At 70.1% G+C, this 26,593-nt stretch carries 26 protein-coding genes, 2 tRNA genes and 1 pseudogene; 13 read left to right on the forward strand and 16 right to left on the reverse strand.

Features of this window, described 5'->3' with window-relative positions; all coding sequences use genetic code 11:
* Positions 1-11 precede the first annotated feature (11 nt).
* Complete coding sequence (locus G9C83_RS05445) at positions 12-1,133, reverse strand: pyridoxal phosphate-dependent aminotransferase (RefSeq protein WP_167245084.1); 1,122 nt, start codon at positions 1,131-1,133, stop codon at positions 12-14.
* Between the two features lie 103 nt (positions 1,134-1,236).
* On the opposite strand from G9C83_RS05445, the gene G9C83_RS05450 reads away from it, so the two are divergent.
* Positions 1,237-2,265 carry an LLM class flavin-dependent oxidoreductase gene (locus G9C83_RS05450; RefSeq protein WP_167245085.1) on the forward strand — a complete coding sequence of 343 codons (1,029 nt, stop codon included), beginning with the start codon at positions 1,237-1,239 and terminating at the stop codon, positions 2,263-2,265.
* 7 nt (positions 2,266-2,272) lie between these two features.
* On the opposite strand, the gene G9C83_RS16015 is transcribed toward G9C83_RS05450, so the two are convergent.
* Together G9C83_RS16015 and G9C83_RS05460 are read right to left on the reverse strand one after the other, a co-directional pair.
* Entirely contained in the window at positions 2,273-3,886 is a 1,614-nt protein-coding gene (locus tag G9C83_RS16015; protein WP_347877779.1) for a GAF domain-containing protein, read from the reverse strand.
* Between the two features lie 49 nt (positions 3,887-3,935).
* Entirely contained in the window at positions 3,936-4,748 is an 813-nt protein-coding gene (locus G9C83_RS05460; RefSeq protein WP_167245086.1) for an HD domain-containing protein, read from the reverse strand.
* A 185-nt stretch (positions 4,749-4,933) separates the two neighbouring features.
* On the opposite strand from G9C83_RS05460, the gene G9C83_RS05465 reads away from it, so the two are divergent.
* The 3 genes from G9C83_RS05465 to G9C83_RS05475 all read left to right on the forward strand — a co-directional run bounded on the left by G9C83_RS05465 (position 4,934) and on the right by G9C83_RS05475 (position 7,112).
* The gene (locus tag G9C83_RS05465) at positions 4,934-5,263 is read left to right on the forward strand and encodes a twin-arginine translocase TatA/TatE family subunit (protein ID WP_167245087.1); all 330 of its coding nucleotides are present in this window, start codon (positions 4,934-4,936) and stop codon (positions 5,261-5,263) included.
* Positions 5,264-5,303: 40 nt separating this feature from the next.
* Positions 5,304-5,376: transfer RNA gene (locus G9C83_RS05470), tRNA-Arg, on the forward strand.
* Positions 5,377-5,786: 410 nt separating this feature from the next.
* Complete coding sequence (locus G9C83_RS05475; protein ID WP_167245088.1) at positions 5,787-7,112, forward strand: archaellin/type IV pilin N-terminal domain-containing protein; 1,326 nt, start codon at positions 5,787-5,789, stop codon at positions 7,110-7,112.
* Here the strand turns inward: G9C83_RS05475 and G9C83_RS05480 are convergent, their stop codons facing one another.
* The 9 genes and pseudogenes from G9C83_RS05480 to G9C83_RS05520 all read right to left on the reverse strand — a co-directional run bounded on the left by G9C83_RS05480 (position 7,113) and on the right by G9C83_RS05520 (position 17,330).
* On the reverse strand, positions 7,113-7,841 hold the full coding sequence (locus G9C83_RS05480) for a hypothetical protein (RefSeq protein WP_167245089.1): 729 nt from the start codon (positions 7,839-7,841) through the stop codon (positions 7,113-7,115).
* Positions 7,834-8,289 carry a hypothetical protein gene (locus G9C83_RS05485; RefSeq protein ID WP_167245090.1) on the reverse strand — a complete coding sequence of 152 codons (456 nt, stop codon included), beginning with the start codon at positions 8,287-8,289 and terminating at the stop codon, positions 7,834-7,836. The genes G9C83_RS05480 and G9C83_RS05485 overlap by 8 nt, the downstream gene beginning before the upstream one ends.
* Positions 8,277-8,885: a hypothetical protein gene (locus tag G9C83_RS05490; protein ID WP_167245091.1), complete on the reverse strand. Its 609-nt coding sequence runs from the start codon at positions 8,883-8,885 to the stop codon at positions 8,277-8,279. Before G9C83_RS05490 ends, G9C83_RS05485 begins: the two co-directional genes overlap by 13 nt.
* A gap of 1 nt (position 8,886) precedes the next feature.
* Entirely contained in the window at positions 8,887-9,327 is a 441-nt protein-coding gene (locus G9C83_RS05495; protein ID WP_167245092.1) for a hypothetical protein, read from the reverse strand.
* A 2-nt stretch (positions 9,328-9,329) separates the two neighbouring features.
* Positions 9,330-11,345 (reverse strand): type II secretion system F family protein, encoded by a 2,016-nt coding sequence (locus G9C83_RS05500; protein ID WP_167245093.1) that lies wholly within the window; start codon positions 11,343-11,345, stop codon positions 9,330-9,332.
* Between the two features lie 338 nt (positions 11,346-11,683).
* A pseudogene (locus tag G9C83_RS05505) lies at positions 11,684-14,194 on the reverse strand (type II/IV secretion system ATPase subunit); the annotation flags it as partial.
* A 198-nt stretch (positions 14,195-14,392) separates the two neighbouring features.
* Complete coding sequence (gene hpt / locus G9C83_RS05510) at positions 14,393-14,959, reverse strand: hypoxanthine/guanine phosphoribosyltransferase (protein WP_167245094.1); 567 nt, start codon at positions 14,957-14,959, stop codon at positions 14,393-14,395.
* A 39-nt stretch (positions 14,960-14,998) separates the two neighbouring features.
* On the reverse strand, positions 14,999-16,066 hold the full coding sequence (locus tag G9C83_RS05515) for a hypothetical protein (RefSeq protein ID WP_167245095.1): 1,068 nt from the start codon (positions 16,064-16,066) through the stop codon (positions 14,999-15,001).
* A complete protein-coding gene (locus G9C83_RS05520; RefSeq protein ID WP_167245096.1) occupies positions 16,059-17,330 on the reverse strand; it encodes a Tat pathway signal protein in 1,272 nt (423 codons plus the stop codon). The genes G9C83_RS05515 and G9C83_RS05520 overlap by 8 nt, the downstream gene beginning before the upstream one ends.
* A 101-nt stretch (positions 17,331-17,431) precedes the next feature.
* On the opposite strand from G9C83_RS05520, the gene G9C83_RS05525 reads away from it, so the two are divergent.
* A complete protein-coding gene (locus G9C83_RS05525) occupies positions 17,432-18,538 on the forward strand; it encodes a hypothetical protein (RefSeq protein WP_167245097.1) in 1,107 nt (368 codons plus the stop codon).
* On the opposite strand, the gene G9C83_RS05530 is transcribed toward G9C83_RS05525, so the two are convergent.
* Positions 18,535-19,044: a winged helix-turn-helix transcriptional regulator gene (locus G9C83_RS05530; protein WP_167245098.1), complete on the reverse strand. Its 510-nt coding sequence runs from the start codon at positions 19,042-19,044 to the stop codon at positions 18,535-18,537. The genes G9C83_RS05525 and G9C83_RS05530 overlap by 4 nt on opposite strands.
* The gene (locus G9C83_RS05535; RefSeq protein ID WP_167245099.1) at positions 19,041-19,376 is read right to left on the reverse strand and encodes a hypothetical protein; all 336 of its coding nucleotides are present in this window, start codon (positions 19,374-19,376) and stop codon (positions 19,041-19,043) included. The genes G9C83_RS05530 and G9C83_RS05535 overlap by 4 nt, the downstream gene beginning before the upstream one ends.
* Positions 19,377-19,485: 109 nt before the next feature.
* On the opposite strand from G9C83_RS05535, the gene G9C83_RS05540 reads away from it, so the two are divergent.
* The 4 genes from G9C83_RS05540 (at position 19,486) to G9C83_RS05555 (ending at position 22,338) form a co-directional block, all read left to right on the forward strand.
* A complete protein-coding gene (locus G9C83_RS05540) occupies positions 19,486-19,890 on the forward strand; it encodes a CBS domain-containing protein (protein ID WP_167245100.1) in 405 nt (134 codons plus the stop codon).
* 98 nt (positions 19,891-19,988) lie between these two features.
* Positions 19,989-20,456, forward strand: a complete 468-nt coding sequence (locus G9C83_RS05545) for a hypothetical protein (protein ID WP_208288424.1) — start codon at positions 19,989-19,991, stop codon at positions 20,454-20,456.
* A gap of 2 nt (positions 20,457-20,458) precedes the next feature.
* Positions 20,459-21,157, forward strand: a complete 699-nt coding sequence (locus tag G9C83_RS05550; protein WP_167245101.1) for a hypothetical protein — start codon at positions 20,459-20,461, stop codon at positions 21,155-21,157.
* Positions 21,157-22,338, forward strand: coding sequence for a PQQ-binding-like beta-propeller repeat protein (locus G9C83_RS05555; protein ID WP_167245102.1), 1,182 nt, complete (start codon positions 21,157-21,159; stop codon positions 22,336-22,338). Before G9C83_RS05550 ends, G9C83_RS05555 begins: the two co-directional genes overlap by 1 nt.
* Positions 22,339-22,370: 32 nt before the next feature.
* Here G9C83_RS05555 and G9C83_RS05560 read toward each other — a convergent pair whose 3' ends face one another.
* A complete protein-coding gene (locus tag G9C83_RS05560) occupies positions 22,371-23,570 on the reverse strand; it encodes an MFS transporter (protein WP_167245103.1) in 1,200 nt (399 codons plus the stop codon).
* A gap of 307 nt (positions 23,571-23,877) precedes the next feature.
* Positions 23,878-23,949: transfer RNA gene (locus tag G9C83_RS05565), tRNA-Ala, on the reverse strand.
* A 250-nt stretch (positions 23,950-24,199) separates the two neighbouring features.
* Between G9C83_RS05565 and G9C83_RS05570 the strand changes: the two genes are divergently transcribed.
* From G9C83_RS05570 to G9C83_RS05585, 4 genes are read left to right on the forward strand one after another with little or no spacing between them, the layout of a single operon-like run.
* The gene (locus G9C83_RS05570; protein ID WP_167245104.1) at positions 24,200-24,664 is read left to right on the forward strand and encodes a 30S ribosomal protein S15; all 465 of its coding nucleotides are present in this window, start codon (positions 24,200-24,202) and stop codon (positions 24,662-24,664) included.
* Positions 24,665-25,729, forward strand: a complete 1,065-nt coding sequence (locus G9C83_RS05575) for a hypothetical protein (protein ID WP_167245105.1) — start codon at positions 24,665-24,667, stop codon at positions 25,727-25,729.
* Positions 25,726-25,965 (forward strand): KEOPS complex subunit Pcc1, encoded by a 240-nt coding sequence (locus G9C83_RS05580; RefSeq protein ID WP_167245106.1) that lies wholly within the window; start codon positions 25,726-25,728, stop codon positions 25,963-25,965. Before G9C83_RS05575 ends, G9C83_RS05580 begins: the two co-directional genes overlap by 4 nt.
* Positions 25,962-26,585, forward strand: coding sequence for a 30S ribosomal protein S3ae (locus tag G9C83_RS05585; protein WP_167245107.1), 624 nt, complete (start codon positions 25,962-25,964; stop codon positions 26,583-26,585). Before G9C83_RS05580 ends, G9C83_RS05585 begins: the two co-directional genes overlap by 4 nt.
* Positions 26,586-26,593 lie beyond the last annotated feature (8 nt).

Consider the following 26,593-nt stretch of genomic DNA (forward strand, 5'->3'; position numbering starts at 1 on the left):
CGGAGCCGCCGTTACCGCAGGGCGTTCGTCGCCGCGCGCATCACGTCCAGCGCCTCGCGGAGCTGCTCGGTGTCCGTCGCGTACGAGATGCGGGCGTACCCCTCGCCGTGCTCGCCGAACGCGTCACCGGGCACGACGACGACGCCGCGGTCGAGCACCTCGTCGACCCAGCCCTCGGGCACCTTCGGCATCGCGTAGAACGCGCCCTCCGGTTTGGGGACGTCCAGCCCCATGTCTTCGAGGCCGTCGAGCACGAGGTCGCGGCGCTCCTCGAAGGACGCCACCATCTCGCCGACGACGTCCTGCGGGCCCGTGAGCGCGGCCTCGGCGGCGTACTGGGCGGGCGCGCTCGCGCAGGCCTGCGAGTACTGGTGGACGCGCAGCATCCGCTCGGCGCGGCGCTCGCTGGCGGCGACCCAGCCGAGCCGCCACCCCGTCATCGAGTACGTCTTCGAGCACGCGTTCACCACGACGACGTTGTCCGTCTCCGCGAACTCCAGCGGCGAGCGGTGCTCGCCGTCGAAGACGATGTGCTCGTACACCTCGTCGGAGATACAGAGCACGTCGTGCTCGTCGGCGATGCGCGCGAACTCCCGCATGTCCTCCGGGGACTGTACCGCGCCCGTCGGGTTCGCGGGCGAGTTCACGACGAACGCCGCGGTGTCCTCGGTGATGTGCTCCTCGACGGTCGCGGGGTCGAGCGTGAGGTCCTCGCGCAGCGGCAGGCCGACCGGCTCGCCGCCCGCGATTCGCGTGAGCGCGTCGTAGGAGACGAACCCCGGGTCCGGGAACAGCACTTCCTCGCCGGCGTCGACGTGGGCCTCCAGCGCGAGGTGGAGCGCCTCGCTCCCGCCGGACGTCGCAATCACGCCCTCCGGTGCCACGTCGACGCCGTTGTCGCGGGCGTGCTTCTGGACGATGGCGTCCACGAGGTCGGGCGTCCCGCGGTTGGACGTGTACGCGTCCGCCTTCCCCGCCTCGATGGCGTCGACGGCGGCCTGCCGTGCGTGCTCGGGCGTCGGGAAGTCGGGCTGGCCGAGTCCGAGGTTGATGGCGTCCTCGCCGGCCGCCTCGAACACTTCCCGGATGCCGCTGATGGAGATGGCTTCGACTCGCTGGGAGAACTCCGTCATACGTTCGAGCGGTACTGCGGCCGCCATAACTCTACTCCTGTCGACCCGCCACGAGGACTGCTGGGAGCCGAACCGTTTTCTCCCGCAGACCACGAACCAGCGTATGGACCTCTCTGTCGTCGACCTCTCTCCGGTCCCCGACGGCGGCACCGCGACGGACGCCTATGCGAACACCGTCGAAGCCGCCCAGCAGGCCGAACGGCTCGGCTACGAGCGCTTCTGGGTCGCCGAACACCACGGCATGGGCGACACGCTCGCCGGGACGACCCCCGAAGTCTTGCTCGGCCACCTCGCCGCCGAGACGGAGTCGATTCGGCTGGGCTCGGGCGCGGTGCTGCTCAACCACTACAGCCCGTTCAAGGTCGCCGAGCAGTTCGGCGCGCTGGACGCGCTCGCGCCCGGCCGGGTCGACGCCGGGCTCGGCCGCGCGAACGGCTCCCCCGAAGTCGACCGCGCGCTCGGCACCGAGCGCCACGTCCGCAACCCCGACGAGGACCACCGCGAGAAGATTGAGGCCGTCGTCAACCACCTCTACGACGACTACCCGGAGGGCCACGCGTACGCGGACATCGAGATTCCGCGCTCCGCCGGAGAGCCGCCCGTCCCGTGGGTGCTCGGCTCCAGCCCGTCGAGCGCGGAGATCGCGGGAAAACTCGGGCTGCGCTACTGCTTCGCGGCGTTCATCCGCCCGCAGTTCGCCGCCCACGCGATCGAGACGTACCGCGAGCACTTCCGACCCGGACCGCTGGCGGGCAGCGTCGACGAACCCGAGGTGATGGTCGCGCTCAACGCCGTCTGCGCGGAATCCGACGAGGACGCCGCGCGGCTGCGGGCGACCGCCGAAGCGTCGTTCCAGCGCATGAAACGCGGCGTCACCGGCACCGCGCCCGCCGTCGAGGAAGCCATCGACGAGCTCGGCGGCGTCCCCGAGCCGACTCCCGAGACGCTCGACAGCGGCGAGTGGCCGCGCGCCATCTCCGGCAGCCCGGAGACGCTGAACGGGCTGTTCGAACAGCTCTCAGACCGAGTCGGCGCCGACGAGCTGATGGTCCAGCACGTCGTCGCCGACCACGACGACGCGCTCCGCTCGCACGAACTCATCGCCGACGGCGTCGGACTCTCGCCGCGCTGACGAATATCTAGGTTTCCGACGCCGTGCGCTCCTCGACGGGACCGGCCTCCATTTCGGCGCCCGTGAACTCGAAGCGCGCACCTCCCGTTTCGCTCTCGGTGACGCGGACGTCCCAGCCGTGGGCGTCCGCGATGCTCCGCACGATGTTCAGCCCGAAGCCCGTCCCGTCCGCGGCCGTCGAGAACCCCGCGTCGAACACCTCTCCGCGGTCGCTATCGGGGATTCCGGGGCCGTCGTCCGCGACGTAGAAGCCGCCGTCGAGTTCGCCGACTGTCACGGAGACATCGTCGTTCGTGTGCTCGACTGCATTCCGGAAGAGGTTCTCGAACAGCTCTCGAACGCGGCTCTCGTCGCCGGCCACCGGCCCCAGCGACGCCGCCACGTCGAGTGTCGCGTCCTCGGTCGCGGTCGTCTGCCACGCGCCGGCCGCGACCTCGCGGAGGTCGACGCTCGCGAACTCGCTGACGCGCTGGCCGGTCCGCGCGAGCGTCAGGACGTCCTCGACGAGCTCGTTCATCCGGTCGAGCGCCCGGGACGCCCGCTGGAGCGCCTCGCTGTCCCGCTCGGTGCGCGCCAGCTCCACCGACCCTTCCGCGACGTTCAGCGGGTTGCGGAGGTCGTGACTGAGCACGCTCGCGAACTCCTCCAGCCGGTCGTTCTGGGTGGCAAGCTCGCTCTCCCGGTGGCGCAGTTGCTCGCGCGCATCGAGGGACGTCACCGCGTGCCCGATGGTTTCCCCCAGCTCCGTCAGGATTTCCCGCTCGCGCTCGTCGAAGACGTACGAGCGGTTCGCGTACACGCTCAGGACGCCGTAGACGGCGCCGTCGTCGACGATCGGGACGACCGCCACCGACTCGACGCCGTGGGACTCGAAGAGGTGGTGCCACGGCTCCATCGACGGGTCCGCGAAGACGTCCTGCGAGCACTGTATCTCGCCGGTGCGGACGGCGCGCCCGCCCGGCCCCCGCCCCAGCGGTTCGTCCTCGTCGAGCGTGACGACGACCGACTCGTAGTACTCGTCGTCCAGCCCCGCCCACACGTCCGGCGTGACTTCGTCGTCGCCGGGCTCACAGCGACCGATCCACGCCGACTCGTAGAGGACGGACTGCTGGAGGCGTTCGCAGACCCGGCGCTCAAGTTCGTCGCGGTCGTCCGCGTCGACGACCTCCCTGGTGGCGATGCGGAGCGTGTCGTTGATGCGGTTCAGCTGGTCGACCTGGACCTGCTGCCGGCGGTGGCCCGCGTCGTGGACGCCCACCAAGAACCCGACGAGTCCGCCGAGCGTCGCGGCGTTCAGCACCGTCAACGCGGTGTTCGGTGGCAGCGGCCCGACGACCAGCACGCTCGCGAACAGCCACGCCGTCGCCGCTGCGAGCACGACCACGCCGACGCCGACCCACGCCAGCACGCGCGGAACGAACTGCTCGGCGACGACCTCGCCGCGAGCGAGTCGCACGCCCGCGACGACCACGGCCGCGGCCAACAGTGCTGGAACGGCCCCGTTCACGAGAACGCGCGCCGGCTCGCCCCACAGCACGGCGACTGTCCGCGCGTGGAACGCGACGAGGGCGAGCCCGAGCGCCGCGACGGCGACGCCGCCCGCCCGCCCGGAGACTGACACGATTATGCCTCCCGTTCGCCCGGGCGGGACAAGAGTCTACCCCCTGTCCTCACAGCTCGATGCGCTCGACGAGCTGGTCGCTGTCGCCGCCCGTGTTCAGCGCGACGATGCGGACGTCGTCCTCCAGGCGGGACTCGTGGAGCTTCTCCTTCAGGAGGTTGTCCACCTGGTAGACGCCCGCCGCGTTCCGCATCTCGATCTCCACGAGCACCGGGCGGTCGTCGCCGTCCTGGAGGGTGACCGACTCGATGGCCTGACTGGAGATGGTGTTGATGCCGCGGCCGCCGCGCTCGTACGGCAGCCGCGACCGCCCGTACTCCATGTCCAGGCCGTCCGCCACCCGGATGACCCCCGCCTCCGTCGTCAGCGGCGTCTCCGCCGTGTGGTGGCAGAGAATCGCGTGCAGCACCTCGCCCTTCACCCGGACGACCTCTTCCGTTTCGTAGAACTCGTCGAGCACGCGGTCGAGGACGTCCGACGCGAGCGGGATCGAGTAGTAGGGGTGGGCGTCCCGGTGGACGACGTGCCCGATGTCGTGCAGCGTCGCCGCGAGCGCGATGATGACCGCCTCGTCGGCTTCCTCCAGGCCCTGGTCGGCCGCGCCGTTGAACTCGACACCGCCGCGCTTCAGGAGGTCGTACAGCGTGAGCGCACGGTTCCGGACGATCTCGATGTGTTTCTTCCCGTGGTCGTTGTACCCCTTCCGGTTCACCGGGTTCACGTTCTGGGCCTCTAGGTACGTCGTAATCTCGCGGTCCTCGGTGACGAACTCGAGCACACGGTTCAGGCGCTCGTCGGGGAACGCGTGGTCCCCCTCGGGGTCGTACTTTCGACTGGAGCCGGACGGCGTGGCGTCGCTCATGACTCGAACGTTCGCGCGCCGGCGTGAAAAGTTGCCATGGCGGCCGCCTGCCGACCGCGGCGACCCCCTGTCCCCGGCCAGTAGGTTCCCAGGTAGAGACACGCTGGCACCCGGGTGGAGACGTTCCTACGGGGCTGAAAGGAGCATAAAGCCTATAATTGCGACAGGGCTACCAACGAATAGCGATGTTCACCAGCACCCCCCTGTTCATCGGCGGTCTGCCGGGCGGCATGGAGTGGGCAGTCATCCTGCTCATCGCCGTGCTCCTGTTCGGCGCGAACAAGATCCCGAAGCTCGCTCGCTCCAGCGGCGAAGCAATCGGCGAGTTCCAGAAGGGCCGCGAGGAAGTCGAACAGGAACTCCAGGAGATGCGCGACGGCGCCGACCCGACTGCCGAGGACGACAACCTCGACTCCGACACCACGCTCGATTCCGACACCACGCTCGACTCCGACACCACCACGGAGACGACCACGGACTCGGACACCGACTCCGAGACGCCGGCCGGAAACTAGCGTAACGGTTTTTCTCTGCCCCGCCCTCTCCCGACGTAGAGGGCGTGTGGCCAAGCGGATACGGCGAGAGGTTCCTAACCTCTAGATCGCGGGTTCGAGTCCCGCCACGCCCGTTTTCTGCCGAGCGAAGCGAGGCGAAAACGGGCAGGGGCTCGAATCCTGCCAGTCGCGCACAGCGAACGGAGTGAGCGAGCACGTCTGGCTCCGGTTCGAGTCCCGCCACGCCCGCTCGTTCACTTCGTTCACTCGCGGGCATGACGTACCTCGCGAACGCGGAGCGTTCGCTCAGTCCCGCCACGCCCGTTCACTCGCTCGCGCTCGTTCGCGGGCGTGGCGTTATCTCGCTCGCTGCGCTCGCGAGACTCCCGCCACGCCCTCCCTCCGACGCCTGTTCCAATGCTGGAGAGATAGCTGAGCTAATTGCGATTTCACTACGTTTGGTTACCAGATACGTACGTGTTCGTGGTCGCTCGCCGACAGCCCCCCGTCAGGTTCTTGCCGGTTACCCGCCAAGCGGGGAGGCATGGACGCGCGCGGGCAGACTGAGGTCGTGGGGGTGGTGTTGCTGCTCGCCATCACCATCGCCGGAGTCGGGGCCATCGTCGCAGTGGGCGGCAGCGCGCTGGAGACGGCGCAAGACCAGTCGTCGGTCCAGCGCGCCGAGCAGTCGATGAGTCTCTTCGACGCGCGCAGCGCGCTCGTCGCGCTCGGGCGGACCGACGGCCAGTCGCTGTCGCTGGCGAACTCCGAGCGCGGCAGCTACGAGGTGCGGCCGGACACGGGACGCATGGTCGTCGTGAAAGAGACCGACGACAACTCGACCGAGTACCTGAACACGACGCTCGGGTCCGTGGTCTACGCGAACGGCGACAGCGAGGTCGCCTACCAGGGCGGCGGGGTGTGGCGGTCGCGGGGCGCGGGCGCGGAGATGGTGTCGCCGCCGGAGTTCAACTACCAGGACGCGACGCTCACGCTCCCCGTGATTCGCGTGACCGGCGGCGAGACGACGGCCGCTGGCGCGCCGACCGCGCGCGTGACGCGCAACGACGCCGAGTCGAACCGCTCGGTGTTCCCGGGGCCGGGGCGGTCGAACCCCCTGGAGAACGGCACCGTCACCGTCGCCGTGGAGAGCGAGTACTACCGGGGCTGGGCGTCGTTCTTCCGCTCGCGGACGACCGGGAACGTCACCGTCGTCGACAGCGAGAACCGCGTCGAACTGGAACTGCTCGCGCGCGGGTCGGGCGGCCAGTTCACGCTCGAAGAGACGCCCCTGGAGCTGCGCGGGCTCGCGGGCGAGGACCCCGTGGAGTCGCTGACGTTCACGCTGGAGCCGAACAAGAACTCCGACTTCAGCGACCTCCACTGGACGCTCGTCGCCGACGACGGCGGCTCCAAGCGCTTCGAGTTCGACATCCAGGGCGCGAACCTCTGCAACGACAATCAGCCCGAGGTCACGCTGGAGTACACGGACGGCGGGACAACTCACACGTGGACGGGCGACGACCGCTTCTCGGAGACCGACTCGACGTACGCGTACAGCTGTGACGACGACGACACGCCGACGATGCACCTCGACCTGACGGGGGACACGAACCTGACCTACCAGGGCGACGGGTCGCCGCCGACCGCGGACAACGCAACGGGCACGCTCGTGAACTACGCGCTCGGCGAGATGGGGCCGAACGTCGACCTGACGGTGCTCTCGAAGGGCAAGGAGAATCCACCCGGGAACTCCGGGAGCACGGACCTCGACGCGTCGACGGGCGAACTGGAGTACAACTCTTCCGGGGAGCGCGTCGTCACGTTCCTCCACGTCACGGAGAACGCCGTGAACGTGACCGTCGAGTAGTCAGTCCATGCTGACGTCGACGTAGACGCCCTGTACGTACACTTCGTCGCCCGGGAGTGGGCACTCCACTTCGCCGGTGCGGCCGTCAGCGGGGCCATCACAGTTCGTGCCGAGCTCTTCCTCTAGGTACCGCTCCCAGGCGGCGGCCCGCGGCGACGTCACGGTGAGGTTCGCGGGCGTGGAGAAGCGCTCGACGTCGCGGGAACTGACTGCTGTCCGGACGAGCAGTCGGCGCGTGTTGTCCGTCGCTGCCTCCCGGCTAGCGGCTTCGGTGGCGACGACGGGGACGAGCGTGCGGTCGCCGGCGGCGACGCGCGGCCGCTCGAACATCACGGCGCGGTCGCCGTACTCGCGGAACAGCGCGCCGTTCGCGTACACCAGCCTGTCGCCGTCGTCCGCGCGGTAGACGATCGGCTCGACGGTCGCCTCGTAGAACCGCCCGCTGTCCGTGGAGACGTTGAACGAGACCGGGTCCGCGAACCCGAGCGCGCCGTCCGAAAGCAGTACTTCCGTGGTGCGACTGGGCGCGCCGCGGACCGCGAGGTCCTCGACGTTCGAGTCGAGCACGTCGAACGCGCGCTCGGTGTTCGAGAACTGCTGGGCGTCGCGCGCGCTGGTGAGCGCGTCGAAGCCGCCGACGTAGACGACCGCGACCGTCGCGACGATGACGCCGAACACGAGCACGAACCCGAGCGTGTCGCTGACCGCGCGGCGAGTGTCGTTACGCATCTTCGACCTCCAGACGACTCCCGTCGTAGACGACGACGAAGTCGCCGCCGGAGACGGTGGCGTTCTCGACGGGCACCTCGGTGTGGTACTCGACGGTGATCGTGACGTCGGAGCGCGCGCGGTCGAGAACGACGGTGTCGTCCCCGGACTCGTTCACGGCGACGTCGTACCGGAGGCCCGCGACGTTCGGCGGCGCCTCGACGACGTACTCGACGCTGCCGCCGTCGCTGGCGCGCGCGAGCCGGTCGGCGGCCGCGAGGTCCGCGGCGACGCGGTCGCCGACGACGCGGAGCTCCGTCTCGACGGCGCGGTCGCGCTGGGTCTCCACGAGCGAGCCCGCGGAGAACAGCAGCATCGTCACGAGGATGGCGGCGACCCCGACGTTGAGCACGTAGCCCAGCGCCGTCGAGACGCCGCGGTCGTCGCGACGCAAGCTCACATCCGCCATACGACCACCTCCACTTCCACGACCGCGTACGAGTGGCCGGGCGCGTTCGGCGCGAAGTACCGCTCGTCCGCCGCGTCGTCGACGTCCGCGAGCGTCTCGTCGGTCGGGGCGAGTTCAGCGCCGTCGCGCTCGGTCGTCGACTGGTTGTCGTACAGCGTGACCAGCCGCGTCGCGGCGACGGCGTCCGCGCTCGGCTGCCCGTGGTAGACCAGCCGGCGGACGCGGCGCTCGCCCGCGTCGTTCACGTAGTAGACGTTGACGTTGTACGCGACGGCGCGCTCGCCGAACGTCTCCTCGACGGCCAGCAGGAACGACACCTCGTGTTCGGGGTCGCCGACGTAGTAGCCGTTCGCGTCGGCGTCCACGAACGACGCGCCGGTGCCGTTCCAGAAGCGCAGCGTCCGCGAGAGGTTGCCGTTCGAGCGTTCGGTCTCCAGCAGCCCGGAGGCGGCGCGCTCGTGCTGGGTCTCGATGTGCTGGCTGGCGGTGCTCGCGGTCAGCGGCGTCACCGCTGTCGCCTGAATCGTGAACGCGACGGTCGCGACGATCAGCAGCGAGGCCGCGACGCCCTCCAGGGTGTGCGCTTGCGCCCGCACGCTACCACACCCTCACGACGAGTTCGAGGCGGTCGCCGCCGACGGCCACGGTCCGCCACGCGACGGTGGTGTCCGCGTCCTCGGGGACTGTCCGGCCGGTCGCGGCGCGCACGTCCCCCTCCCCGACGGTCGTGACGTTACCCTCGGTGTCCTCGATGGTGACGTTCACCGCCTTGTAGCCGCGGAGCGGGAGTTCCGCGACTTCGCCGTTCTCGAAGAACGCGGCGGTCCGCTCCGCGTCGAGGCTGTACGGGCTGTCCGTCGACCCGAGGCGGTCGGTCGCGAGGTCGTCGGCGATGCGGTTCGCGGACACGGGGTCGCCGACGTCCGGGTCGGCGAACGGCGTGATGATGCCGGGGACGAACGCGAACGCGAACGCCACGGTCACGAGGAAGACGCTGACCCCGACCGCGAAGTCCATGGTGGTCTGTGCGCGGGCCATGGTCACGCGAAGGAGAACGCTATCAGCGCGACGGTCGGCAGTATCACCGCGAACTTCACGCCCGAGAGCAGGTCCGCGTCCCGGATGTAGCCCGCGACGAACCCGGAGATGATGCCCTGCATCGTGACCGCGTGGAAGAACATCATCCCCAGCTTCTCGGTGTCGATGTTCCCGCCGAAGCTCACCTGGTTGCTCGCGCCCTCCGCGGCGCCCGCCGTCGACGTCTCCAGTCCGCTCATCGTGCCGAGGAACTTCACCTGCAGGATGACCATCACGGCCAGCAGCGTGAGGTACGTCATCACGATGATGACGACCTGCATGCGGGCCCGCGACCGCCGCTCGCGCTCGATGTCGTCCTGGTTCTCGCTGGCCTGCGCGGCCGTCGACAGCACCGCCGTGATCTGGCTGGAGGCCTCCTGAGCCTTCGAGATGAGCTTCACGGTGCGGGCGAGCCGCGGGATGTGGTACTTGTTGTTGAACTCGACGAGCGCGCGCTTCAGGCTCGTGCCGTAGTTGACCTTCGCGTACATCACCTCGAACTCGTGGCCGAGCTTCCCGCTCGTGGTGTCCGAGACGGCGCCGATGGACTCCAGAATCGTCATCCCGGTGTCGTTCGCGGAGGAGAGCTTCCGGAGGTTGTCCGAGAGCTTGTTCGTGATGCGGCGCCGCGAGCGCACGTTCCACTCGCGGAACACCGCCAGCGGGATGCCGATCAGGTACAGCGGCAGGTAGACGTAGAGGAACGTCCCCCAGATCGGCGCCTCGACCATCCCGTCGAGGCTGGTCGGCGCGACCCCCGCGAGCACCGTGTTCGTGAGCAGTACGACCGTCACGGGGACGGTGAACGCGAGCGTGAACAGGGGGTTGTTCCGGAAGAAGCGCGCGGGGTGGCGCATCAGCTGTTTCGTCTCGTAGGTGCCCTCGCGGCGCTTCACGCGGTCGAAGACCGAGTACTCGCCGACGAAGCGCTCGACCAGCCCGAGGCTGAGCAGGCCGGGCTCGCGGCGGCCGTCGTCGCCGTCGTCGAACTCCAGGTAGCCGTCCCCGATCTCGTCCTGTTTGACCGTGGAGACGAGCACGAGGAACCCCAGCCCGACGATCGGCGTGAGCACGTAGACGGTGGCGTACAGCAGCCGCATCTGGGCCTGCCCGAGCATGCTCATGATGACGAGGATGATGATGAGCAACAGCGGGAACAGGGACAGCGTCATGTACATCTCGCCGAACAGCTCCAGCGTGTCGAGCGTGAGCTCCTGTTGCTGTTTGGCGGTGCGCATGTGCTTGTCCTTCTTGTCCGAGAGGAACTCCGTCATGTCACCGCCGGAGTTGATGATGGAGAGCATGTCCGTCAGAAACTGGCTGAGCTCGTCGCTCGGCGTCTCCATCGAGCGATTCCGCACCGCCGTCCGGTAGTCCGTGTCGAAGTACTCGGTCTCCTGGACGATGCTGCGGAACTCCATGGCGACCTCGCCGTACGTGTCGTCGGCCTTCGCCATCGCCTCCAGAATCTCCAGCTGGTTCATCCCGCCGATGGAGAGCGCGTACATGAAGGAGACGGCGTCCGGCAGCAGCATGTTGATCTCGCGCTCCCGGCTGCTCGACCGCATGTACGGCACCGAGAGCAGCCCGCCGAACCCTGCAGCGAACCCGAGCAGGCCGAAGACGAGCCCGGTGACGACGACGAGCGCGGGAATCTTCAGCGCCTGCACGATGGCCAGGAGCGTCTCGTTCGGCACGGGGACGCCGATGAGCGTCTCCGTCTCCACGAGCCCCGTGTAGAAGAGCCCGTAGCCGAGCGCGAGCCCGAGCAGCCACAGCACGACGCCGACGGCGACGCCCACGCCGATGGCCCGCGAGACGAACAGCTCCACGGGGTCGTCCATGCGCGCTTCCGCGAGCTTCGTCTCCACGTCCGCGACGAAGTCGCTGCCGTCGCTGAACGCCCACTGGTAGACCGGGAAGAACGCGTCCGCGATCGAGTCCGCGCCCTCCCCGAACGCCTGCGACCCCGTGCTCATTCGGTTCCCTCCTCGCGCTCGCTCGCCGGCTCGCCGCCGTCCGTCGCCTCGCCGTCCGGCTCACTGTCCGTGGGCGCCGCCGGTTCGAAGCTCCCGAACCCGTCGTCGGTGTCGTCGACGCGCACGACGGCCGCGTCGAGGTCGTCGTCGGCGAACGGGTCCGGCGACGGCTCGGTGTCGGGTTCGGATGCGGGCGCGGTTTCGTCGCCGTCCGCCGACGCGCGCTCGCTGCCGGGCGCGAACTCCGCGTCGGTCACGCGCTCGATGGCGGCTTCGAGGTCGTCCGGGTCGAGGCCGCGGGCCTCCGCGACCACGTCCTGGTCGGCGGCGTCGGGCGCCAGCGCGGACGCCAGCGAGTCCGGCACTTCGTCCTCGTACTCCGCGAGCACGCCGCCGTCTCCCCGCGCGGTCTCGAGGATGCCCTCGGCCTCTTCGAGCACGCTCTCGGAGGGGTCGGGGCGGGGGACCATCGCCTCCTTGTCCGGGTCGACGTCGATGAGCACGCTCTCCATCCCGCGGAGGTCTTCGAGCGCGTCCTCCAGCTGGTCGTTCGCGACGAGCGTGAGGATGGTGTCGGGGTCGTTGATGTACGCCTGCGCGGTCGCCGCGACCTGGGCGTACTCGTTGAGGCCCTGCTCGATGAGGTACGCCAGCAGGACGCGGCGCTCCTGGAGCTGGCGGTCGAGCTCCTGCTGGGTCCACCCGCGGTCGAACTTGATGTCCTCCAGCGTCGAGGAGTCCGCCGTCTGGCGGTAGGTGTCGTCCTCGGGCTCCCACTGGAACACGTCGTTGACGTTGATCTCGTCGTTCTCGGGGTCGTAGCGGTTGATCTCCGTGATGGAGCGGTTGCGCCGGACCTTCTGTCCCCTGACCCGCGTCTGGGACTGCACGGAGACGAGGTCGAGCGCCGTGAACAGCGTCTTCGAGACGTTGATGGGCTCCGTGGTGAAGCGCTTGAGGACCTCGCCGACGTTGTCCGCGTGGAAGGTGGTGTACGTGGTGTGGCCGGTGGACATCACCTGGAAGAGCGTGCGGCCCTCCTCGCCGCGCACCTCGCCCATCACGATGTAGTCGGGGCGCTGGCGGAGCGCGGCCTCCAGCAGGTCGAACTCGTCGATGTCGCCGGTCTCGTCCTCGCCGAAGCTCGGGCGGGTGACGCTGGCGATCCAGTTGCGCTGCGGGAGCTCGACCTCGCGGGTGTCCTCGATGGAGACGATCTTCGCGTTGCTCGGGATGAACAGCGAGACGGCGTTCAGGCTCGTGGTCTTCCCGGACGCCGTGCCGCCCGCGAACACGAGGCTCTTGTGGGACTCGATGCAGAGCCAGAGGAACGCCATCTCGTCGAGGCTGAACGTCTGCCAGTTCACGAGGTCAACGGGGGTGAACGGCACGTCCTTGAACTGGCGGATAGTGTAGTTGGTGCCGTGGTCGCTGACTTCCTGGCCGAGCGTGAGCTGGGCGCGGGAGCCGTCGCGGAGCGTGGCGTCGACCTGCGGCTGGCGCTTCGAGATGCCCTTCCCGGAGCGCTGGGCGAGCTTCACGACGAAGTCGTCGAGGCTCTCGCGGCCGTGGTAGACGTTCGTGATGAGGTTCTCGTAGTCGGTGTGGTAGACGAACACCGGCGAGTCGTAGCCGTCGCAGGAGATGTCCTCGACGTTGATGTCGTGTTTGATGCCGTCGATGCGCTCGTAGCCGATGAAGTTCCGCTGGAGGACGTACAGCAGCGTCTCCACCTGGTACTGCGTGAGCGCGTCCGGGTCCTCCGCGAGCACCGCGGGCTCCGGGCGCGCCATGATGCCGTCGAGGTGGCCGTCGTCGCTCTCGGTTGGGAGCTCGCCGCGGCCGATAGCTGCCAACAGCTTGTCGACGAGCGACTGCTCTCGCCCGACGGGGCCGTCGTAGAGGTCGTAGCGGTCGAGCAGCTTTCGCGTCTCGCGCTCGATGACGCCGCGGCGCTCGGGGTCGTCGCCGGCCGCCGAGACGTCGTCGCTGGCGTACTTGATGGCGGTGCGGAGCTTCTCCGTGAGGAACTCCTGGAGGTCCGTCTCGATGGGGTTGCGGTACGGCTCCACGAGGTAGTACTTCTTCTCGTTCTCGCGGTCGGAGTGGAAGATGACGACGAACGCGTACGGCTTGTTCACCCAGTAGCGCTCCACCTCTCGGAAGTGCCGTTTCTTCTCCATCGGCACGGCCTTCTCCAGGTCGTAGCGGTTCGCGATGGTCGTCTGGCCCGCTACGGTGGAGAAGAACGCGTCCTCGTCCATCTCCTCGCGGATGTCGACGGTTCGCTCGTCTTCGAGGTCGAGCATGCTGTCGGCGGCTCCGTCTTTCACGGACAGCCAGTGCTCGACGTCGTCGGGGTCGAAGCCGAGGTACTCCACGGGGTCGAACCGGACGATGTCGCCGTCGTCGTCGCGGGGCCGCGTCCAGTCGTTCTCGCCGACGTAGTAGTACTCTCGCTTGAAGTGCTCCCACATCCAGTCGTCTTTCACCACGGGCGTCGTCTCGGGGTCGGTGAACTCGTCGAAGTAGTCGTGGAAGTTGCTCGCGCGCCGCGCCGCCGTCGCGAGCACGCCGCCTTTCTCCTCGGGGTCGAAGCCGAGGTCGTCGCTCGGGTCAGCGTCCACGGCGTCCCACTTCGGCTCCGGCGGGTCCGCGCCGAGTTCGTCCCAGTCCGGGTACGGCGGCCCGACCTCCTCGTCGTCCGGCGTGTCGGTGGCCGCGAGCTCGTGCCGGACGCGCTCGCGGCGCTCGCGCACGCGGTCGGCGGCGTCGCCGTCGCCGTACTCCTCCAGATAGTCCACCCAGGAGTAGTCGCCGACCGTCGCGCCGCCGTCCGCGAGTTCGATCGCGGGCGTGAGGTGTCGCCAGTCGAAGTCGCGGCCCCGCTCGCTCAGTGTGCCCTCCGCTGGTGTGTCGTCGGTGCCGCCGCTGGCGGTCGCCCCGCCGGCCCCGGCATCGTCGCCTGCCATTGGGGGGTACTGGCCGGGCAGCCGCAAAAACCCTTGCGACCGATTACCACGGGAGTTGACAGGAGCGCGGCCGTGCTACCGGTACTCGTCCACGACCGTCACTTCGCCGTCCGCGACCTCGATGTCCACGAGCGCGGTGACGTCGTGGGGCGAGTCCGCCATCGCGCTCGCCGAGCCGACCTTCCGGATGACCACCACGACGTCCGCGATTTCCGCGCCGATGTCGTCGAGGGCGTCCGTGAGCGCGCGCAGCGTCCCGCCGGTCGACAGCAGGTCGTCCAGCACGAGCACGCGGTCGCCCTCGCTGACGTCGTTGACGTACATCTCGCTCTCCGAGTAGCCGGTCTCCTGGTGAACCTCGACCTCGCCCGGCAGCCCGTACTCGCGCTTGCGCACGACCGTCACGGGGAGGTCGGTCTGGAGGCTCACCGCCGTCGAGATGTGGATGCCCATCGCCTCCGGCGTCACGATCTTGTCCACGTCTTCGAGGTCCGCGACGCGCGTGATGCCGACGACGACCTCCCGCAGCAGCGCGGGGTCGAGCATCGGCACGCCGTTGCTGATTGGGAGGACGACGTACTCGTAGCCGCCGTCCTTCTCGATGACGGGCGCCCGCTGGAAGGACTCGCGTAACCGCTCCATACCCCGGGTTCGCCCGCCGAGCCAAAAGGATAGCGGGTCTCAGACCGACACGTCAGAGAACTCGAAGAACGCCGTCTCGTAGCCCTCGTGGCGGGAGACCTGCGGCGGCGTGTCGACGCTCACGGTCGCGTTCTCGACTCCCTCACCAGTGGAGACGACGGCGCCGTAGTGGTAGCCGATGTCGGCATCGAGCGTCGGTTCGAGGTCGTTATCGAAGACCCGTTCGCCGCCCGCGTCGACGGTCGCCGACAGCGAGGCGTCCGGGAGCACGAAGTCGTTGTGCGGCGTGCGCAGCGACGCCGCGACGTACGTCTCGCCGTCGCCGGCCGCGAGGTCCCCGAACTCGCTCGTGGTCCCGACGACCAGCTCGGCGCCGCCCGTCTCGCCGCGCCCCAGCACGGAAATCGGGAACGAGTCCTCCGGAGGCGCCTGTGACAGTCCGACGCTCTCCATTTCCATCGGCTCGACCGCGCCCTCGCTGCCCTCGCGGTCCGCGGGGATGTCCTCGAAGGAGAGCTCGTCGAGGGCGCTCCTGTCGAACGTGAACGAGAAGCCGAACTCCACGGGGTCAGTGGCGACCGACTCGCCGCTCGACCGCCGCGTCGACGACGGGACCACTCGGACCGTCACGTCGTAGTTGCCCTCGGGGCCGAGCGAGACGTTGTCGCCGTGGTGGACGCCCATCCGCTGGGAGAGCATCTGCCACGGCGTCACCGTCGAGCGCTCGCCGTCCGGGTCGGTGTACTCGACCTCCGGGCTGGCGGTCGGGAGCGCGGTCCCCGTCTCGGCGTCCCAGACCGAGGCCATCAGGTGGACGTCGTCCTCGCCGCGGACGTTCACGCGGTCGGTGTCCGCGTCCCGGACGAGCCAGAACCGGTGCGGGAACGTGTACGTCAGGGCGCACGCGTACCGTCCCCGGGTCTCCATTCCCGCCATCTCCATCCCCTCGACGTGCGAGGGAACGTACGCCGCGTTCGGGCGGTCGTCGGGGAGCGGCGGCTCGCGGCTCGCGCGCTCGGTTTCGAGGAAGCTCAGGCAGCCCGCGGTCGCACCGAGGCCCGCGGCCCCCGTCGCCGCGAGGAACGCGCGCCGGCTCGACTCACGCATCGCTGCCCTCCGGTGTGGGGAGCGCGCGGGTCGACCGCGGCGGCAGCAGGTAGTTGCCGCGGTGCGTGACCGAGAGGTACTGCCGGATGCCGTTGTTGCGCTTGCGCCCGACCGGCGTCTCGCCGCTGACCTCGTCGCCGTTCATCGCCTCGCGGGTGCGCTCGAAGGCCGCAATCTCGCGCTGGAGCGCGAGGAAGTGGACGCCAGCGTGGCCGCCGTCCGTCGAGTCGAAGTCCCGGCGGAGGATGACCGGGCGGCCGTCCTCGCGGACGCGCTGGAGCTTCTGGGAGTGCCCGACGACGCCGCGGTCTTCGCCCGTCTCCACGGGGTCGCCGCAGTCGTCCATCCCGGGGTCGGTGCCGAGGTTCCCGCCGGTTCCCTCGACGGCGCCGCTGTCGGCGTGCGCGGGACAGAACATCTGTGCGACTCTGGACTCGCGGTCGTCCTGCTCGTACCACTGCGTGAGGTTCAGGTCGATGTGAGAGGCGTGCTGGGTGGTGCCGCCCGCGAACGGCCCGGACTGGATGGTGACGCGGTCCTCGGTCGCCTGGCTCTTCTCGAAGTCCGACTCGAAGCCCATGTAGAACGGCGCGTCCTCCGGCACCGGCTCGGAGTCAGGCACGCCGTCCGTGTCCTGATTCTCGGCGGGCAGGCCCTCGCCGACGAATCCGGAGCGGCGGTCCGCGACCGAGAACACGTCCGCGAGCGCCGCGTCGACGTCGACGCCGTTTGCGGTGTCGCGGTTCCCGCGCACCGCCTCCTCGGCTTCGAGGACGGCGCTGGCGTGGTCGCTGGCGAGGTGGAGGATGGCGTCGGGCGTGTCCAGCGCGGGATCTTCGAAGTCCGAGAGCGAGCGCGGCTCCGGCAGGTGGACGGACTCCGGGAGCTCGGAATCGAAGCGGTCGAAGTACACCGGCGAGTAGCCCAGCGTCGCGAGCACGCCGTCGTTCGAGCGCTCGTAGGCGCGTTCGAGGACGCGGAGCGCGGCCTCGACGGTCTCGCGGTCGTCCGCTGTGGGCGTGTCGTCGAGGTCGAGGTGGACGAGCGCGTGGTGGCGCGGCGGCACGACGTTGCCCGCGTCGTCCCGCGAGAGGACGTCGTTCCACGCGTGCTGGCGCTCGGGCAGCGACGACGGGTCGTCGACGCCCGACGGGACGTCGACCTCCTCGCGCTCCATGCAGGCCGCGAGCGCGCTCGCGCCGCCGATGGCGACCGCGGACTTCAGGAACGCGCGGCGGCTCACGCCGCGGGAATCGGGGAGCATGCACGGGGGTAACGGCTTCCCGCGAAAAGCCGTTCTGGTGCGGTCGTCGAATTCGACGCGCGTACCAGAACCCGCAAGCCGCTCCGCGCGAACACCCGAGTATGCACCCCCTCCGCGCCGCCGGACGCACCGGCGGCTTCGCCCTCACAGCGGCCGCGTTCGTCGGCACGGGCGCGGCTCACTCCGGCACCACGCACGCCGGGACGCCGCACTGGCTACTGTTCGTGCTCGCGCTCGCCGGTCTCGGCGCCGCGGCCGTCACCGTCGCCGCCTACCGCCGCGGTAGCGTCGGCGGTACGACCGCCGCAGTCGTCGGGCTCGCCGCCGCGCTCGTCGGCGGCTTCGGGCTCGTCGGGCTCGTCGAACTGCAAGTCGTCGCCGACACCGGCCCGGAGATTCACGACGTCTACCCGACGCTGAGCTTCGCCGTCGGCGCCGCGATGGCCGTCGGCAGCCTCGTCGTCGGTCGGCTCTGGTGGCCGGACCGCCCCCGGTACGCGGGCCTCGGCCTGCTACTCGCGGCGTGGGTCGTCTACCCCGTCGCGATGCCGAACGGCGGCACTTACCACCCGCTCGGGTACGTGGTCGTCGCGGCCGTCCTCCTCGCGGTCGCGTACGTCCTCTGGCGGGACGCGTGGGGCGTCGTCCAGAGCCTGCGCCGCGACCGCCGGCCCCTCGGCGCTGGGCTCGTCGCCGGCGGGCTGTTCGCCGTGTTCTTCGCGTTCTCCGCGGGCACCATCTCGTTCAACCCCGACGCCGGTATCGGCGCGCCGACCGAGGCGACCGTGCTGTTCCTGCCGATCGCCGACCCGCTGGTGGCGTGGCCGGCAGTCGAGTTCGTCTTCCCCTCGATTCCGCTGGCGGGGTTCGTCTCCGTCGGGACGGTCGCGCTGCTGACGCTGCTCGGGAGTCTCGTCGCCGTCAACGTCGGCGTGCTCGTCCAGCAGTCCCGGGCCGACAGCGCGGCCAGCGGCAGCACGTCCGCGCTCGGGATGGCCGCGACGACCGGCGCGACCGCGTGCTGCTGCTGTGCGCCCGCGTTCTACGGCGTGCTCTCGGTCGTCTTCGGCGCCGCCGCGACGCCCGCGTACTGGGCGTTCCTCGACCCCTCCTCGCCCGTCGGCGGCGTGTTCTTCGCGGTGAGCGTGCTGCTGCTGGTCGGGAGCGTCGTGCGCGCCACGGGCGGCGGCCAGTCGATTGCGGCCTAGTCGAGCAGGTCGTCGAGCAGGCGCTCGAAGCGGTCGACGAACCGGTCGGCGGTCGACGGGTCGACGGCCGCGAGCAGCCGGACAGTGTCCTCGGGACGCGCGAGCGCGAGCGTGACGCGGTTGCGCTCGTCGCGGCGCTTCTCCACGACGCCGCGCTCGGTGAGCGCGTCCAGGTGGTGTTCGAGCGTCGAGCGCGCGACGCCGACGCCTTCGGCCACGTCCGCGGGGCTGGACGGTCCCTCGTCGAGGAGGTAGTAGAGCGCGTCGCGGGCGGTTTCGCGGCGCGCGAGCGCGAGGACGCCGCGCTCCCAGTCGCCGTACTCCGGCGGGAAGTAGTGCGTGCGCCCGGAGACGCGCTCGACGGCGAGGTCGCCGGCTCGAACCAGCCGGCGGACGTGGTGCTGGACCTGCCCGGGGGCGAGGTCCGTGGTCCGGACGACCGCGTTGAAGTGGACGCCGGGGTCGTCCCGGACGCGCGCCGCGATGCGGTCCCGGGCGTCGCTCACCGCCGGTCACCTCCTGCGGGCGTCCGGGAGACCGAGCGCGCGTACCAGACCGCCGCGATGACGAGCCCCGCCATCGCGACGTCGAGGCCGTGTTCGAGGACGTGGTGGACGTCACCCGCGAGCAGGCCGCCGACGCTCGCCCCCGCGACCACCGAGCGCGCCAGCAGCGTGGCGAGTGCGAGCGCGACAAGCAGGTACGGCCGCGAGCGCCGGCGCAGGAACGCCGCCAGCGCTGCGCCCGTGAGCACGGCCGACGCCACGCCCGCGGCGGCGAGCGCGAGCACAAGCGGGACGTCCAAGCCCGCGGTCTGTGCGTGCGCGACGGGAATCACGCTCGACAGTTAGCAGTCGGCACGTGTAGGTGTTCGGTTCGCCGCCTCCGTACGCCGTGATAACACGACAACGGGCAATGCTTAACAACCGCCGCGGTAATTCTTCGGTATGGACGATATTTTCGTCGGCCGCCTGATGTCGGACGGCCTCCACACGGTGACGCCGGACACGTTCGTCGAAGACGCTGCGGAGCTCATGCTCGACGAGGGTATCGGCTCGGTCGTCGTCGTCGACGAGGACGGCCACCTCGAAGGCATCCTCACCAACACCGACTTCGTCACCATCGTCGCGAAGAGCAAGCCGAAGGCCCGCACCACCGTCGAGCGCTACATGACCACCGACGTCGTCACCGCGGGCGTCCAGGACTCCATCCGCGACGTCGCCGACGCGATGATCGAACGGGGCTTCCACCACATGCCCGTCGTCGACGACGACGGCACCGCCATCGGCATGATCACCACGACGGACCTCGCGTCCTACATCTCCACCGTCCAGACGCCCAGTCCCGCCTGACACGGCGCCCGGATCGCCTCGACGCCTCGAACCACCCGCGGGCGTCAGGGTTGCCGCTTTCGCGACTGTTATCTGCGCGGTTCGGCGACGATTCGTGCGTGAAGACACGGACGCTCGCGTGCGATTTCGACGACGCGCGACTGCTGGTGAAGGGCGCCCTGGAGTTCGTCGAGGGCGTCGAGACCTACTACGAGGAGGCCGAGGGGGTCGTCGTCGCGAAGACCGGATTCCGGTTCGGCGTGCTCACCTCCAGTTACGGCGAGACCATCACCGTGCAACTGCGCGCGGTCGACGACGAGACTACCGAGGTCACGGTCGTCGCCGAGAAGAACGTCGGCCTCGACGTCGGCGCGAACCCCGAGAAGTTCGTGCTGGCGTTCCTCGACCGGCTCGACGCGCTCGCGGACTCCCCGATGGAGGACGCCGTCGCCGTCGTGGACGACCGCACCCGCGACGGCACCAAGGAGGTCGCGGACCCGAGCCAGCAGGCCGACGGGACCACCGTCCTCGCGGTCGTCCTCGCCGCCATCTTCGCGTTCTTCCTGCTGACAATCCTCGCCATCTGACTATGTCACTGAAAACACTCGGCGCCGCGGGACTGGTTCTCGCGGTCCTGCTGTTCCTGCTCGCGGCCGCCCAGCCAGCGACCGTCTCGGAGTCCTCGACGGCGTGCGTCGACTCGACGTACTACCAGGACTGCTCGACGGTCAGCTACGAACGCCCGAACCCCCAGCGCGCCCAGCTCTTCTCCGCCGCCGGCGTCGTCTTCGTGCTGAGTCTCGTCACGTACGGCGTCGGCGCCGCGCGCTCCTCCGGGGACGGCTCGGGAGGCGGTGACGGCCCACAGCCCGGGACGGCCTCCGTCGACTCGGGCGGCACCGACACGCTCCGCGAACAGCTCGCAGCCCGCCAGTCCGAACGCGGGGACGACGCGGTGAACGCGGAGGCGACCACGGGAGCGGCCGAGCGAGCGCACTCGCCACCGGCAGCCGGAACGGCGGCCGCCGAATCGGAGCCCGAATCCAGTGAGCTGGCGGGCGCCGACGCCGAATACGGACGAGACAGAGACGCGCTCGTCTCGCCGACCGCCGGGGTCGTCGGGAGCGCGCTCGCCAGCGCGTTCGTCCTGAGCTGGCTGGTCGACTGGGTGACGTACGTCGACAGCGCGGTCGCACAAACGCTGCTGTTCGCGCTGTTCGCCGTGCCCGGCGTCGCCCTCTACCACCGGTACGGCGGCGCCGGCCGCACGCCGGAGGTGAACGACTGATGGACCGCCGTTCGTTCCTGCGGTCGATGGGACTCGGCGTCGGCGCGAGCGCGCTCGTCGGCGCGTCCCCGCTCAACCCCCTCGATTCGCGGCCGGCACCCGACTCGTCGACCGACACGACCCCGGAGCCGACCTCGACGACCACGGCGGAGCCGACGACCGCCGCGCCCCCCGAGCACTACCGCTGGACCCGCGACCTCTACGGGACGGTCCGCGGACTGGTCACGGACGGCGCGGGCGAAGAGCTGTACGTCTCCATCGGGCGCAACGTCTACCGGCTCGCCGCCGACAGCGGAGACGTCGACTGGCAGGCCGAGTCCGAGCAGACCGTCGAAGCGCCGGTCGCGCTCGGCGAGTCCGCCGCGTTCGCGGTCGGCGACGAGGGGCGGCTGCTCTCGATCGCTCGATCGTCCGGCGACCGGAACTGGTTCGAGGACGTCTACGTGTACCGGGCGGCGCGACCGCGCGTCTACGACGGCACCGTCGTCGTGCTCGGCCAGCGCGTCCACGGCTTCGAAGCCGACTCCGGCGACCACCAGTGGCAGTCCGAACAGACGTTCACGACGCCGGGCGCGCTCCGTGACGACGGGTTCCTCTACGTCGGCTCCGGGCGCACGTTCGCGAAACTCGACCTCGCGGACGGCTCGACGGTCTGGGAGTGGGACGACCGCGACCACCTCGACATGCCGAACGCGGGCTTCCGCCTCGACGCCGACCGCGGGCTCCTCTACGCGACGTACAACGGCACGCTGTTCGCCGTCGAGACCGAGACCGGCGACGTCGCCTGGCAGGCCGACGGCAACTACGTCCGCGCGCTCGACCTGTACGGCGACTACCTCCTCACCGTCACGGAGACCGACGCGGACAACACGAAGTTCTCCGCCATCGACCTCGACGAGCCCGCGGTCGCGTACGAGCAGATCGCGCCGCTTGACGTCGACGGCTGGTCGTACGGCCGCGTGACGACGTCGCTGGCGGCCCACGACTCGTACGCAGTCGCCGGCACCGACACCGGCCACCTCGTCGCGCTCGACGCCGCGTCCGGCCGCCTCGTCGGCGCGACGGCCGTCGCCGAGGACTCGCTCGCTCGCCTCCACGTCGACGGCGACGCCGCGTTCGTCTCCGGCAGCGGGTTCCTGCGCAGCGTCGACCTCGCGACCGCGAGTCTCACGGACACCTGAGCCGGGACCCGGAGAGAGCCGAGGAGGAGCCATCAGTCGCCGTCGGTGACGAGCAGCCAGACGGCGAGCGCGGCGGCGAGCGCGAGCGAGACGAACAGCACGCCGAACGCCGTGCGGAACCCCGCGTCCTCGGAGACCACTCCGACCACGGCGGGTGCGACGGCGCCCGCGCCCATCAGGATCGTGCGCGCGACGCCGAGGCCGCCGCCCGCCAGCGAGTCTGGCACCACGTCGACGAGGTAGACGCCGCGCACGGGCCGGAAACCGTGGCTCCCGAGGCCGAACGCGACGACGGTCGCGCCGAGCACGACCGGCGAGCGCCCGGCGACGAGCAGCCCCAGCAGGCCGCCGGTCGCGAGCGCGAGCGTGCCGACGACGACCGCGAGCGGGCTGAATCGGTCGCTCAGCTCGCCCGTGGTGAGCTGGACGAGACTGACCGCGAACAGCACGCTGTACAGCAGGCTCGCGGTGGCGCTGTCGAGACCCGCTGCGTCCGCGAGGTACAGCGGGAGGAACGCCACGACGCCGTTGTACGCGAACGAGAACCCGACGGTGACCAGCAGGAACACGGCGAAGCGGCGGTCCGCGAGCAGCGCGCGGTAGTCGGCGAGCGCGATTGTCCCCTCCTCGCTCGCGTTCTCGGGCGTCTCGGCGTCGTCGCGCCTGCCGGCGTCGTCGGGCGTCCGCAGCCAGAACGCGCTCGCGAGAACGAGCGCCAGTACGCCGGCGCCGAGGAAGAGCGCGCGCCACCCCGGGTCGTCCGCGACCGCGACGACGACCGCCGGCGCGACCACGCCCCCGAACGCTCCGAACGTGTCGTGGACGCCGAGCGCGCGCCCGCGCCGCGACGGGTACAGCGTCGACAGCAAGTCCACCGCGACCGTCTTGTGGACGCCCGTCCCGAACCCCACGAGCACCATCCCGCCGACCAGCACCGCCAGCGGCACCGGCGCAGCCAGCACCAGCGCCGCCACCCCCGTCACTGCCACGCCCCCGGCGACGACGCGGGCCGGTCCGAGGCGGTCGGCGACCACGCCCGCCGGGAACTGCAGGAGCGCGTACACCAGCATCATCGTCGTGAACGCTGCGCCCAGCACGCCGTTCGAGACACCGTAGAGGCTCCGCAACTGCGGGAACAGCGGCGGGAACGCGTACCGCAGGAACTTCGCGAGGAACCAGACGCCGGCGGTCAGCAACAGGATGTCGAAGCCGGGCCGGGTCTGGTCGGTCATCGCGTGCCCTCGTCGTTGGAGGGTCGGCGGCAAAATACATCGGGGGTTACGGACTCTACCAGTGAAAACGATTGTAGCCACGTTACACAATCACAGTGTAGGCTCGTCGGGACCGGTCGAAACCGAAGGGTTCGCGAGGGCCGCAGCCTGGCTTCGCTCGTCTGCGGGATTTGAACCCGGAACCAGACGTTCCTGCTCGCTTCGCTGCGCGGGCTGCGACTGGTAGGGCTTCAAATCCCGACTTCGCCACTACGAACCAGTCACCGCGAGCGACACACCAGTCGCTCGCGGGTGACGTCGGTAGAAGTGGACTCGTCGGGATTTGAACCCGAGGCCTTCCCCGTGCCAGGGGGATGATCTACCACTGATCTACGAGCCCTCGAACGCAGTCACACGTTGCCCGGGGTCGTTGATAAACCCCGCGATTCGCGGGCAGGCGGCCGTGCGGAGAGATGGAAACCCTTTACGTCCCCGAGCGTGTTCTCGCCTGTAGGGAACCACACGGCCGTAGATCCGACTGCGCGCCGCGGGCTTGACGCGTCTCGCGTCCGCCGGCGGGGCTTGGGACTGCGGTAGTGTTCCGGCACCGTCTGGTGCCGTCAGCGTTTCGTGTAGTTCCAATCCGAACAATGGCACGAATGCACACGCGCCGCCGTGGGTCGTCCGGCTCGGACCGCCCGGCGGCAGACGAACCACCGGAGTGGAGCGACGTAGACGAGGAAGCAATCGAGGACCGCGTGGTGGAGCTCGCCGAACAGGGGCACGACCCCTCGCAGATCGGCCTGAAGCTCCGCGACGAGGGCGTGCAGGGCACGCCCGTCCCGGACGTGAAGCTGGCGACGGGGAAGAAGGTCACCGAGATTCTGGAGGAGAACGACGCCGAGCCCGAGCTCCCGGAGGACTTCCGTAACCTCCTGGAGAAGGCGGTTCGGCTGCGCGAGCACGTCCAGGAGAACGGGCAGGACCACCAGAACAAGCGCGCGCTGCAGAACACGGAGTCGAAGCTCCGTCGGCTCGCCAACTACTACCGCGGCGACGAGCTCGACCAGGACTTCAAGTACTCCTACGAGAAGGCGAAGGAGCTCCTCGAATAGATGGCGACGACGGGACGCACTGCGGCCGCGACCGAGCCCGACGCCGAGTCGGTGCTGAGCGACGCGGACTTCGTTCGCGTGGCGGCGGCGCCGACCGGCGGGAGCATCGCGGCGGCTGCGATGCTCGCCGACGCGTGCGAGGAGCGCGGCGTGCCGTACCAGGTGCGCGCGACTCGCGGCACGCCGGACTCGGAGGCGGCCGATGCGTCCCTCGTGGCAGTCGGCGTCGAGTCGCCGGCGGCCGACGCGGTGTTCGCAGAAGACGCGCCGAACGCGGCGTTCGACGCGGCACGAGCGGTCGGCGCGGACCCCGACCCGGTGCTCGCGTTCGCGGGCGCGCTCGCAGACGGCATCGAGCCGTCCGAGGACGTCCGAGACACCGCGGACCTGACGCGGCGGCCGGGCGTCGGGATTCCGACCGCGGACCTCGCGGCGGGCCTGGCGCACTCGACGCGCGTCCACGCGTCGTTCTCCGGGGACGAGCAGGCGGCGGGCGCGACGCTCGCCGAACTCGGCCTCCCGCCGGAGCTCGACGAGGCGGCGCGACGCAGACTCGCGTCCGTCGTCGCGCTCGACGCGACCGACGCCGGGACGGCTCGCGCCGCGGACAGCGTCGCAGGCGTGCTCCGCCCGCACGAGACGCCCGACGGCCCCTTCGAGACGGTCGAGGGGTACGCGGACGTGCTCGGTGCGCTGGCGTGGGCGGCGCCCGGACTGGGCGTCGCGCTGGCGCTCGGCGCGGTCGACTCGCCGGCTGCGCTGGACGCGTGGCGCGACCACGCGAAAGCGGCGCACGCGGCGGTCCGGCGCGCGGACCCGTCGCGGTACAGCGCGGTCGAGGTCGTCGAGGCCGACGCCGCGCAGCCGACCGTCGCGCGGCTCGTTCGGGACTACCGCGCCCGCGAGCCCGCGGTGCTCGTCGTCGGCGACGACACCGGCGCACTCGCGACGACGGACGCGGACGCCCGCGACGTCCTCCCGAACGGCGCGGGGACGTCGACGCTAGCCGTCGCGGACGCCGAACACGAAGCCGACCTCGTGGAGACAGTGCGGGGTGCGCTATGACGCGGGCGGCGACGATTCGCACCGAGGTACCGGACCCCGGACTCGTCGCGGCCGCGGTCCGCCCCGACAACACCGCCGAGATGGACACGCGAGTCGAGGACGGCGGTGTCGTCACGCGCATCGAGCGCGACGACACCGGCGGCCTCCAGTCGACGGTCGACGACTACGTCGTGAACGTCACGGTGGCGACCGAAGTTGCACAGCACGCGAACCGACACACGACACACGAATCATGAGCGAACGTTCCGTATCCAAGCAGAACCAGGAGAAACGGTGGTACACCGTGCTCGCGCCGGAGGAGTTCGACCGGCAGGAGCTCGGCGAGACGCCCGCCGACGAGCCAGAACAGATCTACGACCGAACCATCGAGACGACGCTCGACGAACTCGTCGACGGCGGCGAGAACAACGTCAAGCTCACCTTCCAGGTGAACGACGTCGGCAGCGACACCGCCTCTACCGAGTTCGTCAAGCACGAGCTCACGCGCGACTACAAGCGTAGCCTCGTGCGCCGCGGCTCCTCGAAGATCGGCGTGACCATCACGGTCCTCACGACGGACGACTACCGCTTGAAGGTCCAGCCGGTCGCGTACACCACGAAGCAGGCCGACCAGAGCCAGCAGAAGGCCATCCGCCGAACGATGATCGACCTCGTGGAGGAGGCCGGCGAGGACCGCACGTTCGAGGCCCTCATCGACTCCATCATCGAGGGCCGGCTGTCCTCGGCGATCTACGACGAGGCGAACACGATCTACCCGCTCCGCCGCGTGGAAGTCCAGAAGACGACGCTCGAAGCGCCGCCCGAGGAAGTCCACGAGGAGGAAGAGACGTCGGTCGGCGTCGAGGACGACGCCTAACCGCTCGC

Source organism: Halobacterium sp. R2-5, assembly GCF_011734195.1.
GTDB lineage: Archaea > Halobacteriota > Halobacteria > Halobacteriales > Halobacteriaceae > Halobacterium.